This window comes from Staphylococcus sp. HMSC06C11, assembly GCF_001808345.1.
In the GTDB taxonomy this organism is placed as follows: domain Bacteria; phylum Bacillota; class Bacilli; order Staphylococcales; family Staphylococcaceae; genus Staphylococcus; species Staphylococcus capitis.
The window spans coordinates 342111-360370 of record NZ_KV793038.1 but is presented as its reverse complement, the minus strand read 5'-3'; the positions used below and the strand labels follow the sequence as shown (position 1 = coordinate 360370).

The window sequence follows — 18260 nt, the reverse complement described above, 5'->3', positions numbered from 1 at the left end:
GCAAAAGAAATGAAGATAATTGTACAAAGAGTTAAACATGCGAGAGTAATAAATGATTCTATCGATAATGAAATCGAGAGAGGATTTTGTTTACTAGTAGGTGTAGGCAAAGATTCTACTGAAGAAGATATCAAAATCGTTGCCAAAAAAATTGCTAACGCTCGATTATTTGAAGATGAAAATGACAAATTAAACCTTAATATACAACAAGTTAATGGACAAATCTTATCTGTATCTCAATTCACACTTTATGCAGATGTTAAAAAAGGTAATCGTCCTGGATTTTCAAATTCAAAAAGCCCTGAAGAAGCGAAACAACTTTATGAAAGATTTAATGAGGAATTAGAATCATACGGTTTAACTGTTAAAACAGGCGAATTTGGTACACACATGAATGTTGAAATTAACAACGATGGTCCTGTTACTATAATCTATGAATCACAGGATGGAAAAATTCTATGAACAAAATAGATGCTTGGTTAACACGACATGGCCTAAAAAATTGGCTTACACTTGTAGTAGTCATAGCATTCATTCTATTTATTATCTTGTTATTTATGTTTCTCAATCAAGGTGATGAGGATACTGGTCAAATTACAATCACTGAAAATGCTGAATTAAGAACAGGTCCTAATGCAGCCTATCCTATCATTTACAAAATTGAAAAAGGTGATAGCTTTAAGAAAGTAGATAAACAAGGTAAATGGATAGAAGTCCAAAATCGGGCTGGAACAGAAAAAGGCTGGGTTGCCGGTTGGCATACTAACTTAAATATACATGCTGACAACTCTAAAGCTTCTAATCCTCTTAAAGGTAAAACAATTGTACTTGATCCTGGTCATGGTGGTAGTGACCAGGGTGCATCAAGTAACACCCCCTCTAAAAGTTTAGAAAAGAATTACACTTTGAAAACTGCTAAAGAACTTAAAAAATTACTTGAAAAAGAAGGTGCCAAAGTCAAAATGACTCGCACCACAGATAAATATGTGTCTTTAGATGATAGAAATATTAAAGGCGACGCATTTATCAGTATACATAATGACTCTTTAGATTCCTCTAATGCTAACGGTGCAACCGTTTATTGGTTACAAGATAATCAAGAATCGCTAGCTCAAACATTAAATTCTAATATCCAGAAAAAAGCCTTGCTTACTAATAGAGGTGCGCGACAACAGAATTATCAAGTACTCCGACAAACTGATGTGCCAGCTGTATTGTTAGAACTCGGATATATTAGTAATCCAACCGATGAAAATATGATTAAAGACCAACTACATCGTCATGTCGTAGAGCAAGCAGTAGTTGATGGTCTTAAACAATATTTCTCATCATAGAACTTGCAAATTAAAATAAAACTCGTTATCATAATTAATGAACTTTATAAATAAAACCATTATTATTCTTGGAAGATTAAACGAAAAAGGTAGCAAAGTATTGCGTAGAAATACAATCCTAGGCTGTAAGATTGTACTGAGTAGTTTAATTCTTGAACACAAGAAGAGGTACTTTAGGAAACTAATGTCGGCTTACGCACGTTAAGCGTATTGAGTGGGTCAAGCTCTTATTAAGAGACTGATCAATTAGGGTGGCAACACGGTTATTACGTCCCTTGTATAGTTTTAAACTATACAAGGGACTTTTTATTTTCTTAATTGGGGATAATCATCACCTTAGTCGTCACTATGACCTATTCTGAAACTAACGACAAAGGAGACAATGATATGATAAAGATTCCAAGAGGCACGCAAGATATCTTACCTGAAGATTCAATCAAATGGCGCCACATTGAGAATAAATTAGATGAACTCATGGAATTATATAATTATAAAGAAATTCGCACACCTATATTTGAAAGTACTGAACTATTCGCAAGAGGTGTTGGCGATTCTACCGATGTAGTTCAAAAAGAGATGTATACCTTTAAAGACAAAGGAGATCGTAGTTTAACTTTACGACCTGAAGGTACTGCAGCGGTTGTTCGTTCTTATATAGAACATAAAATGCAAGGTAATCCTAATCAACCTGTTAAATTATATTATAACGGTCCTATGTTCAGATATGAACGTAAACAAAAAGGACGTTATCGTCAATTTAATCAATTTGGTGTAGAGGCGATTGGTGCTGAAAATCCGAGTATAGATGCTGAAGTTTTAGCTATGGTAATGCACATTTACGAATCTTTTGGTTTAAAACATCTTAAACTCGTTATTAATAGTATCGGTGATAGTGAATCACGAAAAGAATATAACGAAGCGCTTGTTAATCATTTTGAACCTGTTATTGATACGTTTTGTTCAGACTGCCAATCTCGTTTGCACACAAATCCGATGCGTATTTTAGATTGTAAAATTGACAGAGACAAAGAAGCAATCAAAACCGCACCTCGTATAACAGATTATCTTAATGACGATTCTAAAGCATACTATGAACAAGTAAAACATCATTTAGATGACTTAAATATTCCTTACGTAGAAGACCCAAATCTAGTAAGAGGCCTGGATTATTATACTCACACAGCATTTGAACTTATGATGGATAATCCAAACTATGATGGAGCTATCACTACATTATGCGGTGGCGGTCGTTATAATGGTTTACTACAGTTATTAGATGGACCAAGTGAAACTGGTATTGGATTTGCTTTAAGTATTGAAAGACTCTTACTTGCACTAGAAGAAGAAGGTATTGAGTTAGATATTGAAGAAAACTTTGATTTATTTATCGTAACGATGGGTGAGGAAGCTGATCGTTATGCAGTGAAGCTTTTAAATGACTTACGAAAAAATGGTGTGAAAGCTGATAAAGATTATCTCAATAGAAAAATTAAAGGACAAATGAAACAAGCCGATAGATTAAATGCAAAATATACAATTGTCATTGGCGATCAAGAACTTGAGAATAATTCCATTGCAATTAAAAATATGACTACAGGCGAGTCAGAAAATATACAACTTGATCAGTTAATTAATTATTTTAAAAAGTAGAAAGGGAGTATAACTTTGAGTAAGAGAACAACATATTGTGGTTTAGTCACAGAAGATTTATTAGATGAAAAGGTAACTTTAAAAGGATGGGTACACAATCGCCGTGATCTCGGAGGATTAATTTTCGTAGATTTAAGAGATCGTGAAGGTATTGTTCAAATCGTTTTCAATCCGGACTTTTCAGAAGAGGCCTTAAAAGTAGCTGAAACAGTACGTTCTGAGTATGTTGTAGAAGTACAAGGTGTTGTTACTAAACGTGACCCAGAAACAATTAATCCTAAAATTAAAACAGGTCAAGTAGAAGTTCAAGTTTCAAATATAGAGATTATTAATAAGTCAGAAACGCCTCCGTTTGCAATTAACGAAGAAAACGTCAATGTAGACGAGAACATCCGCTTAAAATATAGATATTTAGATTTACGTAGACAAGAATTAGCTCAAACTTTCAAAATGAGACATCAAACAACACGTTCAATTCGTCAATATTTAGATGATAATGGCTTCTTCGATATAGAAACGCCAGTATTAACTAAATCTACACCAGAAGGTGCTCGTGACTATTTAGTACCTTCACGTGTTCATGAAGGTGAATTTTACGCTTTACCTCAATCACCTCAGCTGTTTAAACAATTATTAATGATAAGTGGTTTTGATAAATATTATCAAATCGTTAAGTGTTTCCGTGATGAAGATTTACGTGCAGACCGTCAACCTGAGTTTACGCAAGTAGATATTGAAATGAGTTTTGTTGATCAAGAAGACGTTATTTCAATGGGCGAAGAGATGTTACGTAAAGTTGTTAAAGATGTTAAAGGTATCGATGTAGAGGGACCGTTCCCACGTATGACATACGCTGAAGCTATGGACCGATATGGTTCAGATAAACCTGATACACGCTTTGATATGGAACTCATTAATGTATCTCAATTAGGTAAAGACATGGATTTCAAAGTCTTTAAAGATACTGTTGAAAATGAAGGCGAAATTAAAGCAATTGTTGCTGAAGGTGCTGCGGATCAATATACACGTAAAGATATGGATTCATTAACTGAATTTGTAAATATTTACGGTGCTAAAGGATTAGCTTGGGTTAAAGTAGTCGAAGATGGCTTAAGTGGCCCAATCGCTAGATTCTTTGAAGATGCTAATGTAGAAACATTAAAAACATTGACTGGAGCTAAACCTGGTGATTTAGTTATGTTTGTAGCCGATAAACCTAGTGTGGTTGCTCAAAGTTTAGGAGCATTACGTATTAAATTGGCCAAAGAATTAGGATTAATCGACGAGTCTAAATTAAACTTCTTATGGGTAACTGATTGGCCATTACTTGAATATGATGAAGATGCTAAACGTTATGTTGCTGCACATCATCCATTCACATCTCCTAAACAAGAAGATATTTCTAAACTAGATTCTGAACCTGAAAATGTTCAAGCAAACGCATACGATATCGTATTAAATGGTTATGAGCTTGGTGGGGGATCAATAAGAATACATGATGGTGAATTACAACAAAAAATGTTCGAAGTTTTAGGGTTCTCTACTGAACAAGCAAAAGAACAATTCGGCTTCTTACTTGATGCATTTAAATACGGTGCACCACCACACGGCGGTATAGCATTAGGATTAGACAGACTAGTGATGTTACTCACTAACAGAACAAACCTAAGAGATACAATCGCATTCCCTAAAACAGCATCAGCAACATGCCTATTAACAGACGCACCAGGAGAAGTATCAGACAAACAACTAGAAGAACTCTCACTACGAATCAGACACTAGGGGCCTCAACATAGAGAATTTCAAAAAGAAATTCTACGAGCAATGCAAGTTGGGGTTAGGCTCCCGACACAAAGGATTTCGATAAGAAATCCCACGGGCAATGCAAGTCGGGACAAAGGGGCCCCAACATAAAGAATTTCAAAAAGAAATCCCACGAGCAATGTGGACCTAGATGAAAACTCAATACCGCTTACTAAAGTTAAAAATTTAGACATAAAAAAGTTGATACTTTGAGTTTAAAAATTTCTTTAAATTCGAATTTGTGGTAAGATTATTTCATAGGATAGTCATCTGTGGTGTACGTAAGTTTGCTTTTTATTTGGGCCTAACACTCTTTGATCAGGGAGCCCAATAGGTTTTCTCGCAGCGCACACGCCTCTATAGGAGGACTTGCAAAACGAGAAACAGGGCACCCACCTGTATATAGCAGGCCGAATGATCAAGCTATTTACAACTACGGCACCTACGGACTCTATCGATACGCAAGACTTCGGTCTTGCGTATTTTTATGTGAATTTTTACAATGATGAATATACATACATAAATGAAAAGCTAATTAAGGTTTAGTTTGATAAAGGAGTACAGAATGAAACATCAATTTTCCAGAAATGAATTGGCAATTGGTCAAGAAGGCTTAGATTTATTAAAAAATAAAACTGTAGCAGTTCTTGGTATCGGAGGAGTCGGATCTTTCGCTGCAGAAGCACTTGCTAGAACAAATATTGGTCATATTATACTTATTGACAAAGATGATGTTGATATTACAAACGTTAATAGACAAATTCATGCATTAACATCTACGATAGGTCAAAGTAAGGTCACGCTTATGGAAGAGCGAATTAAATTGATTAATCCAGATTGTAAAGTAACGTCGCTTCATATGTTTTATACAGAAGAAACATATGAACAAATTTTTAATAATTATCATATAGACTACTTTATTGATGCGAGTGATACCATTATTTATAAAGTACACCTTATGAAAGAATGTCTAGAGCGTGGAATTGATATGATTTCAAGTATGGGTGCAGCAAATAAAACGGATCCTACACGTTTTGAAATTGCAGATATTTCTAAAACGCATACAGATCCAATGGCCAAGGTGATTAGAAATAGATTAAAAAGACAAGGCATTAGAAAAGGAGTCAAAGTCGTATTCTCTGATGAAAGTCCAATTGTGATTCGTGAGGATGTAAAAGAAACTGTTGGCGATAAAAATGCGATTAATCGTAAAGGTCAAATGCCACCTTCATCTAACGCCTTTGTACCAAGTGTGGTAGGACTCATATGTGCAAGCTATGTTATTAATGATATTTTAAAAGATATTCCAGTTAGACGTATTAAAGATAAAGGTCAGTAACCTCAAAAAAGTTAGCTTATATTCCATAGGATAGATTGAACAGAAGTTGCATATAACTACTATTCAACTATCTTATTATTGGAATATAGCTAACTTTTATTTTTTGTTTAATAAATTTTCATAAACATCTTTAAATTGTTGCTCACTCTTAGACGTTGTTTTAGGTTCATAGTAAATTCTATTTTTAAGTTTGTCTGGTAAATATTGTTGCACGACGTGACCATTTTCATAATTGTGAGGATATTTATAGCCAATTGCTCTTCCTAAGTCTTTAGCGCCAGAGTAATGACCATCTTTTAAATAGTCTGGTATTTGTCCTACTAAACCTTTTCTGATATCACTCAAAGCACTATCTATAGCTGTGATTCCTGAATTAGATTTAGGTGATAAACACAGTTCTATCACAGCTTGGCTAAGTGGAATTCTAGCTTCAGGAAATCCAAGACGTTCAGCTGACTGAATTGCCGCTAATGTTCGTTGCCCCGCAGATGGTGAAGCTAGGCCAACATCTTCGTAACTAATGACTAATAAACGCCTTACAATGGTAGGTAAGTCGCCAGCTTCAATAAGTCGTGCTAAATAATGTAATGCTGCATTAACGTCACTACCTCGAATTGATTTCTGAAAAGCACTCATTACATCATAGTGCATATCGCCATCTTTATCGCTCACAAAAGCACCTTTTTGTAAACAATCTTTAGCATCATCTAATGTAATGTGACGTTGGTTTTCAACTACTTCTGCACTGAGAACTGCTAACTCTAAAGCATTTAGAGCACTTCTTACATCACCTTGGCTTTGAGTGGAAAAGTACTCCATAGCATCTTCGTCTACAATAGGATGATAACTTTTAAGACCTCTATCACTATCCTCAATTGCACGATCAAGTGCAATTCTTACATCATGGTCATCTAAAGGATAAAGTTCAAAAATTTGAGCTCTAGAACGGATAGCTGGGTTAATCGCATGATATGGATTTGACGTAGTGGCTCCTATCAAGACAATTTTGCCATTTTCTAAATGAGGCAAAAGAAAGTCTTGCTTTGCTTTATCCAAACGGTGTATCTCATCAAGTAGCAAGATGACTTGGCCAGACATTTTGGCTTCTTCAACAACCATTTGCATATCCTTTTTAGTATTTGTTACAGCATTTAATTGTCTAAATTTAAACTGCGTACTTCCAGAAATGGCTTTGGCAATACTCGTTTTACCAATACCTGGAGGTCCATAAAATATCATGGAAGAAAGTCGTTTAGTCTCAACCATTCTTCTAATAATACCTTTAGGACCAACGAGATGCTGTTGTGATATAATCTCATCTATATTCATAGGCCTCATTCGAGACGCTAGAGGTTCTGTACTCACATTTGTCACACCTTTCTAATATTATCTTAACGTAAAAAATGATAGAATGGGAATATATAATTCGAATTAAGTGAGGTTATACAATGAAAATATCAACAAAAGGGAGATACGGATTAACATTGATGATTTCTCTTGCTAAAAGAGAAGGTCAAGGTTGTGTATCTTTAAAGTCTATTGCTGAAGAAAATAAACTAAGTGATTTATATCTTGAACAATTAGTCGGCCCTTTAAGAAATGCTGGATTAATTCGAAGTGTGCGTGGTGCTAAAGGTGGTTATCAACTTAGAGTACCAGCTGATGAAATCACAGCAGGCGATATTATTCGCTTACTTGAAGGTCCGATTACGTTTGTAGAAAGTATTGAATCTGAACCACCTGCACAGAAACAATTATGGTTGAGAATGAGAGATTCAGTTCGAGATGTGTTAGATAACACAACTTTAAAATATCTTGCTGATTATAAAGAAACCAATGAAGATTTAGATGGCTATATGTTCTATATTTAACATTTTAGTAATCTATTTAAGTTAGAAATATACTCATTAATCGCATAAATCCTAAATTTTTATAGAAAAATTTAATTAATAATGTTTATCCTCATTTTCAAGTGGTATAACAATTAATACATCGAAGAGGTAGTAAGTATGGCAGACGAAATTAAGTTTAAATAAACTTAAGCTAACGTCAAATAGTCAATTGGAAATGCTACCATCAACCAAGAACTTGAAAGTGAAGGTCCGTAAAATAGTGCTTATGGCGAAACGAATGAATTCGTTGTAAATGTCAAAGATAAAGCAAGTGACCTTATTAATAAGCAAAAAATAATTTTTCAAATTCGAAAGGAGCTATTATTTATGAGTTTCATGGATAAAGCAAAAGAAGCAGCAGAAAAATTCAAGGATAGCGATAACGAACAAGTTAACAAAGCAAAAGATAAAATTAACGAATACACTGGTGGCGGAGACGACGACAAAAAAGACAAAGACGACAAATAAGTCTTAACCATACAGTTATAAAGGGAGGGCAGACGCCCTCCCTTTATTTTATATTATGACTGAATTACTTTTTGTAATCTTTGATAAGATTCAAGTTGTTTATCTTGGTCATAAATGTAACTTATTGCCATTAGCTCATCAATTTCTCCATATTCCTTTATAAAGCCTTCAAGTTGACGCTTAACAGAATCCTCTGAGCCAATTAAAGAGCCACTGAAACGTTGTTTAGCTAGTTCATATTCTCTCGGAGTAAGTAATCCTTTTAAATCATCAGTTGGTGGTTGAACAGGTTGCATTCTGCCTCTTGTAATACTCACCATTACTTGAGCCATTGTGCTTGCTAAATATTCTGCATGCGTATCTGTATCTGAAACAATCACATTTAAACATACAATGACATAAGGTTCGCTTAACACATCAGAAGGTTCAAATAACTCTTTATATATTTGAATAGCTTCTTTCATTTGTTGAGGCGCAAAATGTCCGGCAAATACATATGGCAATCCTCTTCTAGCAGCCACATGAGCAGAATCAGTAGAAGAGCCTAGTATATATAGAGGAACATTTTTACCTACAGCAGGGTAAGCTCTTACATATGCTTGTTGATTCCCCGGTCCGAAGTATTTCTCTAGTTGTTCGACTTCTTCAGGAAATTGGTATACACCATTATGTTGGTCACGTCTTAATGCACTAGCAGTCATCATATCTGTACCAGGCGCGCGACCTAAACCTAAATCAACGCGATGTGGGAAAAGTGTTTCCATCGTGCCAAATTGTTCGGCCACTATAAGTGGTGCGTGATTAGGTAACATAATTCCACCTGAACCTACTTTAATTCTTTCCGTATGTTCTAAAGTATGTTGAATAAGTAATGCCGTAGCAGAACTAACTAAATTTGGAGCGTTGTGATGTTCAGCTATCCAATAACGTTCGTAACCTAATTCATCTAAACCTTGAGCTAATTTAACCATGTCATTAATAGCGTCTTTATCGTCTTGACCTTCTCTAATAGGTACAAGATTTAATGCTGATAATTTAATATCTTTCATTTTATAGCTTCCTTTCATGACAATTTAATAGTTGAAGTATAACAACTGAATATTGAATGCAACATTTATATGCTCATGCATAGAAAGGTTTCATCTTTTTGGAAAATGAGTTTCATTAAAGATTAATCATCGAAAAATTACTATTTAAGATGTTAAAATATTATAGAAATAAAAATTCTTTCCATAAACAGAAAGGTAGAAAAAAGCAAGTATTGGTGCTATTATAGGAACATTGATAACATGACGAGGAGTGTCCACACATGGAAGTTTATGCAGATTATGCCGCGACCACACCAGTAAAAACAGAAGTCGTTGATGCAATGATGGAAATCTATAAAGAACATTATGGTAATCCATCTTCTATTCACTCAATAGGTAGAGATGCACGTAAATATTTAGATCAATCACGCCGAAAAGTTGCACAACTATTAGGTGCAAAACCTCATGAAGTGATATTTACAAGTGGTGCTACGGAATCTAATAATACTGCAATCAAAGGATTAGTAAAAGCGAATGAACAATTAGGAAATCATATTATTACTTCTAAAATTGAACATCATTCCGTTTTACATGTATTTGAGCAACTTGAACGAGAAGGCTATGACGTAACATATTTAGATGTAGATGATACTGGAGCGGTTGATTTAGATCAATTACGTGAAACAATCACAGATAAAACAATTCTTGTATCAATTATGTTTGTTAATAATGAAGTTGGTACTGTTCAAAATATGTATGACATTGAGGACATTATTGCTGAAACTAATGCGTTATTCCATGTTGACGCTGTACAAGCTATTGGTCATTTAGAAATTGACTTTCATGATTTCAAAATTGATACAATGAGTGTAACTGGACATAAATTTGGGGGCCCTAAAGGAGCTGGTATACTCTTAGTAAAGGACCATACTCCGCTTGAATTTAATCAGCTAGGTGGGGAACAAGAAACGAAACGTCGAGCTGGTACAGAGAATGTTCCTCAAATAGTTGGACTTACTAAAGCTTTGGAATTAGCAGTTCAACATCGTGACGCAAATAATGTTCATTTAATGAATTTAAAAGAATTATTCTTAGTTAGTTTGCAAGAACGTGCGATTCCGTTCGAACTTAATGGTTCTATGACAGACTCAACAGGTCATATTTTAAATCTTTATTTCCCATTTATTGATGTTGAAACAATGTTAACTCTACTAGACCTCTCTAATGTATACGTATCATCTGGGTCAGCTTGCACAGCAGGTTCTACAACACCGTCACATGTTTTAGCAGCAATGTTTGAAGATGAAGAACGTGCAAAACATTCTGTTAGATTTAGCTTTAATGAACAAATGAACGAACAACAAATTAAATATATAGTAGCCGAAATTCATAAAATTTATCATAAATTTAAGGAGGAATCATAGTGTCAAATAAAGATATACGCGTAGTCGTTGGTATGTCTGGAGGTGTTGATAGTTCAGTAACTGCACACCTATTAAAAGAGCAAGGTTATGACGTTATAGGTATTTTTATGAAGAACTGGGATGACACTGATGAAAATGGTGTATGTACCGCCACAGAAGATTACAATGATGTCATTGCAGTATGTAACCAAATTGGTATACCATATTACGCAGTTAACTTTGAAGAAGAATATTGGGACAAAGTATTTACTTACTTTTTAGATGAATATAAAAAAGGACGCACACCAAATCCTGATGTAATGTGTAATAAAGAAATTAAATTCAAAGCATTCTTAGAGCATGCTTTGAAATTAGGTGCTGACTATGTCGCAACTGGACATTATGCTCGTATACGTCGACACGAGGATGGGCATGTAGAAATGTTACGCGGTGTAGATAATAATAAAGATCAAACTTACTTTTTAAACCAACTATCACAAGAACAACTTTCTAAAGTTATGTTCCCAATTGGTGACATTGAAAAAAGTGAAGTTAGACGAATCGCAGAAGAACAAGATTTAGCTACAGCCAAGAAAAAAGATTCTACAGGAATCTGTTTCATTGGTGAAAGAAACTTCAAGGAATTTTTATCGCAATATTTACCAGCACAATCAGGTGACATGGTAACATTAGATGGTAAAAAAATGGGACAACATAGCGGTTTAATGTATTATACAATTGGACAACGTCATGGCTTAGGAATAGGTGGAGATGGAGATCCATGGTTTGTTGTAGGTAAAAACTTAGATGACAATTTATTATATGTTGAGCAAGGCTTCCATCATGATGCTTTATATAGTGATTACTTAATCGCTTCAGATTTCTCATTTGTTAATGAAAATGAAATTGACTTAGAGCATGGTTTCGAATGTACTGCGAAATTCCGTTATCGTCAGAAAGATACAAAAGTATTCGTTAAAAAAGAGGATGAATCTTCAATTCGTGTAACTTTCGACCAACCTGTACGCGCAATTACTCCTGGACAAGCGGTTGTCTTTTACAATGAAGAAGTCTGCTTAGGTGGAGCTACTATAGATGATGTATACAAAAATGAAGGTCAACTTAGTTACGTAGTTTAAACCGTGAACTTGAATACCGTTAATTCATAAGATGACTATCTTTGGGTTAACGGTTTTTATTTTTTTAACATGTTATAATTATTTAGAAACGAGGTACGAATGATGCATGAACAGAATCAGATTTATCAATATATTAAAGATGGTAAGTTCGAAGATGCTTTAAAAGCGCTTTTCGAAAATATTGAAGAAAATCCTAATGCAGTTGAAAACTACATTAATGCAGGAATTGTGTTATCTGATGCAGGAGAAATAGAAAAAGCCGAGCGTTTCTTCCAAAAAGCGATTACTATTGATCCGTCTAATGGTGCTGTATATTATAATTTAGCGAATGTTTACTATAATCAAGGTCGCTTTAAAGAAGCAATTAAATTATATCAAAAGGCATTAAAAAACAATGTAGCTACTGTAGATTGTAATTATATGATTGGAATGTCATTTAACCAATTAGAAGCTTTTAAAGAAGCATTACCATTCTTGATGACTGCAGCTGAAAAAGACGATAACGATGATGTTGAGATTCAATTTCAATATGGACTTGTCTTATGCCAGCTCGAAATGTTTGAACAAGCCATTAATCAGTTAAATCACGTATTAAAAATTGACCCTAAACATGTAGATGCTATATATAATCTCGGCCTAGCAAGCTATATGAAAAAAGAAGATGTTGATGAAGCTATTGCTTATTTTGAACAAGCAGTTTCTATTGATGAACAGCATTTATTAAGTCAACACGCTTTAAAAACGTTTAAGACGATGAAAGAGGAGGAGTAACATGTCTGACCCTACACTTTTTGATAAATCAATGATCAAAGGTACTGTAGATGCTATATTATTTCAAAATAATGATAATTTCTATACAGTTCTTAAAGTAGACACGATTGAAACGAATGAGTCCTTTGATAGCATGCCAACTGTTGTAGGGTTTCTTCCAAATGTAGTTGAAGGAGACGTCTATACGTTTAAAGGGCAAATTGTCGACCACCCACGTTATGGTAAACAATTAAAAGCTGAAACTTTTGAAAAGGAACTTCCACAAACCAAAGATGCAATTGTTAGTTATTTATCTAGTGATTTATTTAAAGGAATAGGAAAGAAAACTGCTCAAAATATTGTTAATGCATTAGGCGAGAATGCAATCAATGATATATTAAATAATCCTGAAGTGTTAGAAAAAGTCCCTAGTTTACCTAAGAAAAAGCAAAAGCAGATTGCAGAACAAATAAGTTCGAATCAAGAATCAGAAAAAATAATGATTCGGTTACATGATTTAGGATTTGGTCCTAAACTTTCAATGGCAATTTATCAGTTTTATATGGGAGATACATTGAAAATACTAGACGAAAATCCTTATCAACTCGTTTATGATATTAAAGGAATAGGTTTTAATAAAGCTGATCAATTAGCGCGAAACATTGGTATTGCAGCAGATTCTGAAGAGCGTTTGAAAGCAGGATTGCTTTATACACTTGAAGAAGAATGTATCAAACAAGGACATACATATTTGCCTAATTCATATGTGATTGAATCAACGCAAACTATGCTTAACGATAGCTCTGAAGTTGTAATTTCTACTAAAATGCTAGAGCAAAAGATTGAGCAACTCTCTGAAGAGAAAAAATTGATTCAAAGCGAAGAACAAGTTTCAATTCCAAGTTTGTATTATTCGGAATTAAAGAGTGTTCAAAATCTTTATCGTATTCAAACTAATAATAAAAAGTTAAAAGAAATCGAACAATCAGATTTACAAATGCATATTGGTGAAATTGAGTCACTAAATCAAGTAAATTATGCAACTTCACAGAAAGAAGCTTTAGAGACGGCAATCAATTCAAAAGTGATGCTTCTTACTGGTGGTCCCGGTACTGGTAAAACTACTGTCATTAAAGGCATCGTAGAGCTTTATGCAGAAATACATGGATTATCATTAGATTATGATGATTACAACGAGGATGATTATCCAGTTGTACTTGCTGCACCAACTGGACGCGCATCTAAAAGACTTCAGGAATCTACTGGATTAGAAGCAATGACAATTCACCGTTTAATAGGTTGGAATCAAGAAACACAACCTGAAGATATTTTAGATAATGAAATTAATGCACGGCTTATCATTATAGATGAAATGTCTATGGTAGATACATGGTTATTTCATCAATTTTTAAGTGCTGTTCCATTAGATGCTCAAATTGTATTTGTAGGAGATGAAGACCAACTCCCTTCAGTTGGACCGGGTCAAGTGTTTAAAGACCTCATTGATTCTAAAAGAATTCCGCGTGTTAATCTTACGGAAGTGTATCGCCAACAGGATGGCTCAAGTATTGTTGATTTAGCACATCGTATGAAAGTAGGCGAACCCATAGATATAACTCAACGTTTTCACGATCGCAGTTTCATTAACTGTACTTCAGACCAAATACCTGATGTAGTAGATAAAGTTGTTAAAAGTGCAGTGAGTAAAGGGTATAATATGAGTGATATTCAAGTCCTTGCTCCTATGTATAAAGGTAATGCAGGAATAAAACGTCTCAATCAAGTATTACAATCTATTTTAAATCCAAAGGAAAAAGATAGTCGTGAAATTGAATTCGGAGATGTTGTATTTCGTAAAGGAGATAAAGTACTTCAGTTGGTCAATAGACCTAATGACAATATATTTAATGGTGATATTGGTGTAATTGTAGGCATATTTTGGGCTAAAGAAAATGCTCTTAATAAAGATGTAATAGTAGTAGATTTTGAAGGAAATGAAATTACCTTTACTCGACAAGACTTACTTGAACTTACTCATGCTTATTGTACATCTATTCATAAATCTCAAGGGTCAGAATTTCCAATTGTTATTATGCCTATAGTTAAACAATACTTTCGTATGTTACAAAGACCTATCCTTTATACGGGTCTGACCCGTGCTAAGCAATCACTTGTTTTACTTGGGGATCCCCAAGCATTTGATATAGGACTGAAGACAAAAGGCCAAGAACGTTTAACTCAGTTGAATCACTTATTAAAATCTTATTTTGGTGATGAGCAAGAAGTTATAGGTAGTTCAGGTCATTCATCTGTAAATAGCACTGAAAAACATGATACTACACAAACTGATGAAGAGAACGCAACAACTGACGCACCACAAAATGACATTGTTCTTAGTGAAACCACTATATTTAAGATTGATCCTATGATTAATATGGGAGAAATGACGCCTTACGATTTTGCCGAGCATTGACATTCGTCATTAAAATAAATAAAATAAACTTAAGTTCACATAAAGATGAGTAAGTAACTTGTTGATTTTAGAGATGTACTGGCTGGTGTAAAGTGCAATCAATGTTACTGAACGCTACTTTATGTCATAGAGAATACGTGATTTTAAGTGGTAAGAAATTTAATTAAGTTATAAATAGTTTCTTTTATAGCTACTATTATTTTTCTTATAACTAGGGTGGTACCGCGATAACGTTCGTCCCTTTGTGGATGAACGTTTTTTATTTTTCGTGTGATTATCATTAAGTTAAAATTCGTATTTCTTTATTAAATACTTATTTCCCAAGGGAGTGTTCTATAGATGAAAAATTTAAAAGCTAGTGAAATTAGACAAAAATATTTAGATTTCTTCGTTGAAAAAGGTCATATGATTGAACCTTCTGCACCACTTGTACCTATTGATGATGATTCATTACTATGGATTAACTCAGGTGTAGCAACACTAAAAAAATACTTTGATGGTCGCGAGACGCCAAGAAAGCCAAGAATTGTAAACTCACAAAAAGCCATTCGTACTAATGATATTGAAAATGTTGGCTTTACAGCGAGACATCATACATTTTTTGAAATGCTTGGAAATTTCTCAATTGGAGATTATTTTAAACAAGAAGCAATTGAATTCGCTTGGGAATTCTTAACTAGTGAGAAATGGATGGGTATGGAACCAGAAAAATTATATGTAACAATTCATCCAGAAGATACGGGTGCTTATCAAATTTGGAATGAAGATATTGGTTTAGATGAAACTCGTATTATTCGAATCGAAGGTAACTTTTGGGATATTGGCGAAGGGCCATCGGGACCTAATACAGAAATTTTCTATGATCGTGGTGACGAATATGGTCAGAATGATCCTGCCGAAGAAATGTATCCTGGCGGAGAAAATGAAAGATATTTAGAAGTATGGAATTTAGTATTTAGTGAATTTAATCATAATAAAGACAATACGTATACACCACTTCCTAATAAAAATATTGATACTGGCATGGGATTAGAGCGTATGGCTTCAATCTCACAAAATGTCAGAACAAATTATGAAACAGATTTATTTATGCCTATTATAAATGAAGTTGAAAATGTTTCAGGAAAGAAATATTTAGAAGTTGAAGAGCAAGACGTAGCATTTAAAGTTATTGCAGATCATATTAGAACCATTGCGTTTGCTATTGCTGATGGTGCATTACCTGCAAATGAAGGGCGTGGATATGTCCTACGTCGTTTATTACGTCGTGCAGTTAGATTTAGTCAATCACTAGGTATTAATGAACCATTTATGTATAAACTTGTGGATATTGTTGCTGAAATTATGGAACCATATTATCCAAATGTTAAAGAAAAAGCCGATTTTATTAAACGAGTGATTAAGTCAGAAGAAGAACGATTCCATGAGACACTCGAGGAAGGCTTATCAATTCTAAATCAGTTAATTGAAAAAGCTAAAAAAGACAATCATGAAATTAAAGGGGAAGATGCATTTAAACTGTATGATACTTATGGTTTCCCTGTAGAATTAACCGAAGAATTAGCAACTCAAGAAGGTTTATCAGTTGATATGACTACTTTTGAAAATGAAATGCAACAGCAAAGAGACCGTGCTAGACAAGCACGTCAAAGCTCTCAATCTATGCAAATACAAAGTGAAGTGCTAAAAAATATTACTGATGATAGTACATTTGTTGGATATGAAACAACTGATTACCAATCTATAATCACGCATTTAATATACAATGGTGAAGAAGTCGAGTCAGTGGAAGCTGGAGAGACTGTTTATTTCACACTAAAAGCTACGCCATTTTATGCTGTCAGTGGTGGCCAAGTAGCAGACGAAGGTACAATTGGAAATGATAAATTTGAAATTGCAGTATCTGAAGTGACGAAAGCACCAAATGGTCAGAATCTACACAAAGGTATTGTGCAATATGGACAAGCTACAGTTGGAGCAGAAGTGGATGCTAGCGTTAATAAAGAAGACCGTCGTGCAATTCAAAAGAATCATAGTGCTACGCATTTATTACATGCTGCTTTAAAAGAAGTATTAGGTGATCACGTAAACCAAGCAGGTTCATTAGTAGAAGCAGATCGGTTACGTTTTGACTTCTCGCACTTCGGCCCAATGACTCAAGAAGAATTAGATCAAGTTGAACGAAGAGTGAATGAAGAAATATGGAGAGGCATTGATGTTCGTATTCAAGAAATGGGTATAGATGAAGCCAAATCTATGGGGGCAATGGCTCTCTTCGGTGAAAAATATGGTGATATTGTTCGAGTAGTAAATATGGCTCCATTTTCTATCGAATTATGTGGTGGTATTCATGTAAGTAATACTGCAGAAATTGGTTTATTTAAAATTGTAAGTGAATCTGGTACTGGTGCAGGAGTTAGACGTATTGAAGCGTTAACAGGAAAATCTGCTTTCCTTTATCTCGAAGATATTCAGTCTAAATTTAATACCATTAAAAATCATGTTAAAGTCAAATCAGATGAACAAGTAGTTGGTAAAGTAACTCAGTTACAAGAAGAAGAAAAATCATTACTTAAACAATTAGAACAACGTAACAAAGAAATCACCTCTCTTAAAATGGGAAATGTTGAAGACCAAGTTGAAGTTATCAATGACTTGAAAGTATTAGCAACTGAAGTTGAAGTTCCAAACGCTAAAGCGATACGCTCAACGATGGATGATTTTAAATCTAAGTTACAAGACATGATTATTGTGTTAGCAAGTAATGTTGATGGTAAAGTTTCCATAATAGCTACTGTTCCTAAATCACTTACAGATCAAGTTAAAGCAGGAGACATTATAAAAAACATGGCACCTATCGTAGGTGGTAAAGGCGGTGGTCGTCCGGATATGGCTCAAGGTGGCGGCACACAACCTGAAAACATAACAGAAGCATTACACTTCATTAAAGATTACATTAAAAATCTATAACTTAATTTCAT

Annotated in this window: 14 protein-coding genes and 1 other RNA gene; 13 read left to right on the top strand and 2 right to left on the bottom strand. The window is 34.3% G+C overall.

What is annotated here, in order from left to right:
• The first annotated feature begins 9 nt into the window (after nt 1–9).
• From dtd to HMPREF3154_RS05135, 6 genes are all read left to right on the top strand, one after another.
• Nucleotides 10–462 carry a D-aminoacyl-tRNA deacylase gene (gene dtd, locus HMPREF3154_RS05160; protein WP_030064674.1) on the top strand — a complete coding sequence of 151 codons (453 nt, stop codon included), beginning with the start codon at nt 10–12 and terminating at the stop codon, nt 460–462.
• Nucleotides 459–1334 (top strand): N-acetylmuramoyl-L-alanine amidase family protein, encoded by an 876-nt coding sequence (locus tag HMPREF3154_RS05155; protein ID WP_002436126.1) that lies wholly within the window; start codon nt 459–461, stop codon nt 1332–1334. Before dtd ends, HMPREF3154_RS05155 begins: the two co-directional genes overlap by 4 nt.
• Before the next feature lie 387 nt (nt 1335–1721).
• On the top strand, nt 1722–2984 hold the full coding sequence (gene hisS, locus HMPREF3154_RS05150; RefSeq protein WP_023350155.1) for a histidine--tRNA ligase: 1263 nt from the start codon (nt 1722–1724) through the stop codon (nt 2982–2984).
• A 15-nt stretch (nt 2985–2999) separates the two neighbouring features.
• Nucleotides 3000–4766, top strand: a complete 1767-nt coding sequence (gene aspS / locus HMPREF3154_RS05145; RefSeq protein ID WP_002436088.1) for an aspartate--tRNA ligase — start codon at nt 3000–3002, stop codon at nt 4764–4766.
• Nucleotides 4767–5051: 285 nt separating this feature from the next.
• Nucleotides 5052–5242: non-coding RNA, 6S RNA (gene ssrS, locus HMPREF3154_RS05140), on the top strand.
• 110 nt (nt 5243–5352) lie between these two features.
• Nucleotides 5353–6126 (top strand): tRNA threonylcarbamoyladenosine dehydratase, encoded by a 774-nt coding sequence (locus HMPREF3154_RS05135; protein WP_002435982.1) that lies wholly within the window; start codon nt 5353–5355, stop codon nt 6124–6126.
• Between the two features lie 96 nt (nt 6127–6222).
• Here the strand turns inward: HMPREF3154_RS05135 and HMPREF3154_RS05130 are convergent, their stop codons facing one another.
• Nucleotides 6223–7491 (bottom strand): replication-associated recombination protein A, encoded by a 1269-nt coding sequence (locus tag HMPREF3154_RS05130; RefSeq protein WP_030064671.1) that lies wholly within the window; start codon nt 7489–7491, stop codon nt 6223–6225.
• A gap of 83 nt (nt 7492–7574) precedes the next feature.
• Here HMPREF3154_RS05130 and cymR point away from each other — a divergent pair, with 83 nt between their 5' ends.
• Together cymR and HMPREF3154_RS11380 are read left to right on the top strand one after the other, a co-directional pair.
• Entirely contained in the window at nt 7575–7997 is a 423-nt protein-coding gene (cymR, locus tag HMPREF3154_RS05125) for a cysteine metabolism transcriptional regulator CymR (RefSeq protein ID WP_002436108.1), read from the top strand.
• 348 nt (nt 7998–8345) lie between these two features.
• Nucleotides 8346–8486, top strand: a complete 141-nt coding sequence (locus tag HMPREF3154_RS11380) for an SAS049 family protein (RefSeq protein ID WP_002436115.1) — start codon at nt 8346–8348, stop codon at nt 8484–8486.
• Between the two features lie 53 nt (nt 8487–8539).
• Here HMPREF3154_RS11380 and HMPREF3154_RS05120 read toward each other — a convergent pair whose 3' ends face one another.
• Nucleotides 8540–9535: an LLM class flavin-dependent oxidoreductase gene (locus HMPREF3154_RS05120; RefSeq protein WP_023350159.1), complete on the bottom strand. Its 996-nt coding sequence runs from the start codon at nt 9533–9535 to the stop codon at nt 8540–8542.
• Nucleotides 9536–9795: 260 nt separating this feature from the next.
• On the opposite strand from HMPREF3154_RS05120, the gene HMPREF3154_RS05115 reads away from it, so the two are divergent.
• From HMPREF3154_RS05115 to alaS, 5 genes are all read left to right on the top strand, one after another.
• On the top strand, nt 9796–10938 hold the full coding sequence (locus HMPREF3154_RS05115) for a cysteine desulfurase family protein (protein ID WP_002436113.1): 1143 nt from the start codon (nt 9796–9798) through the stop codon (nt 10936–10938).
• Nucleotides 10938–12056, top strand: coding sequence for a tRNA 2-thiouridine(34) synthase MnmA (gene mnmA, locus HMPREF3154_RS05110; RefSeq protein ID WP_002436098.1), 1119 nt, complete (start codon nt 10938–10940; stop codon nt 12054–12056). The genes HMPREF3154_RS05115 and mnmA overlap by 1 nt, the downstream gene beginning before the upstream one ends.
• Nucleotides 12057–12158: 102 nt before the next feature.
• Entirely contained in the window at nt 12159–12827 is a 669-nt protein-coding gene (locus HMPREF3154_RS05105; RefSeq protein ID WP_002470021.1) for a tetratricopeptide repeat protein, read from the top strand.
• A 1-nt stretch (nt 12828) separates the two neighbouring features.
• On the top strand, nt 12829–15279 hold the full coding sequence (locus HMPREF3154_RS05100) for an SF1B family DNA helicase RecD2 (RefSeq protein WP_070474431.1): 2451 nt from the start codon (nt 12829–12831) through the stop codon (nt 15277–15279).
• Nucleotides 15280–15618: 339 nt separating this feature from the next.
• Nucleotides 15619–18249 carry an alanine--tRNA ligase gene (alaS, locus tag HMPREF3154_RS05095; RefSeq protein WP_023350161.1) on the top strand — a complete coding sequence of 877 codons (2631 nt, stop codon included), beginning with the start codon at nt 15619–15621 and terminating at the stop codon, nt 18247–18249.
• The last annotated feature ends 11 nt before the right edge of the window (nt 18250–18260 follow it).

What these genes read in the sequence shown, in the direction of transcription:
- dtd (WP_030064674.1), top strand. Translation starts at nt 10, where the DNA reads ATGAAGATAATTGTACAAAGAGTTAAACATGCGAGAGTAATAAATGAT.
- HMPREF3154_RS05155 (WP_002436126.1), top strand. Translation starts at nt 459, where the DNA reads ATGAACAAAATAGATGCTTGGTTAACACGACATGGCCTAAAAAATTGG.
- hisS (WP_023350155.1), top strand. Translation starts at nt 1,722, where the DNA reads ATGATAAAGATTCCAAGAGGCACGCAAGATATCTTACCTGAAGATTCA.
- HMPREF3154_RS05135 (WP_002435982.1), top strand. Translation starts at nt 5,353, where the DNA reads ATGAAACATCAATTTTCCAGAAATGAATTGGCAATTGGTCAAGAAGGC.
- cymR (WP_002436108.1), top strand. Translation starts at nt 7,575, where the DNA reads ATGAAAATATCAACAAAAGGGAGATACGGATTAACATTGATGATTTCT.
- HMPREF3154_RS11380 (WP_002436115.1), top strand. Translation starts at nt 8,346, where the DNA reads ATGAGTTTCATGGATAAAGCAAAAGAAGCAGCAGAAAAATTCAAGGAT.
- HMPREF3154_RS05120 (WP_023350159.1), bottom strand. Translation starts at nt 9,535, where the DNA reads ATGAAAGATATTAAATTATCAGCATTAAATCTTGTACCTATTAGAGAA.
- HMPREF3154_RS05115 (WP_002436113.1), top strand. Translation starts at nt 9,796, where the DNA reads ATGGAAGTTTATGCAGATTATGCCGCGACCACACCAGTAAAAACAGAA.
- HMPREF3154_RS05105 (WP_002470021.1), top strand. Translation starts at nt 12,159, where the DNA reads ATGCATGAACAGAATCAGATTTATCAATATATTAAAGATGGTAAGTTC.
- HMPREF3154_RS05100 (WP_070474431.1), top strand. Translation starts at nt 12,829, where the DNA reads ATGTCTGACCCTACACTTTTTGATAAATCAATGATCAAAGGTACTGTA.
- alaS (WP_023350161.1), top strand. Translation starts at nt 15,619, where the DNA reads ATGAAAAATTTAAAAGCTAGTGAAATTAGACAAAAATATTTAGATTTC.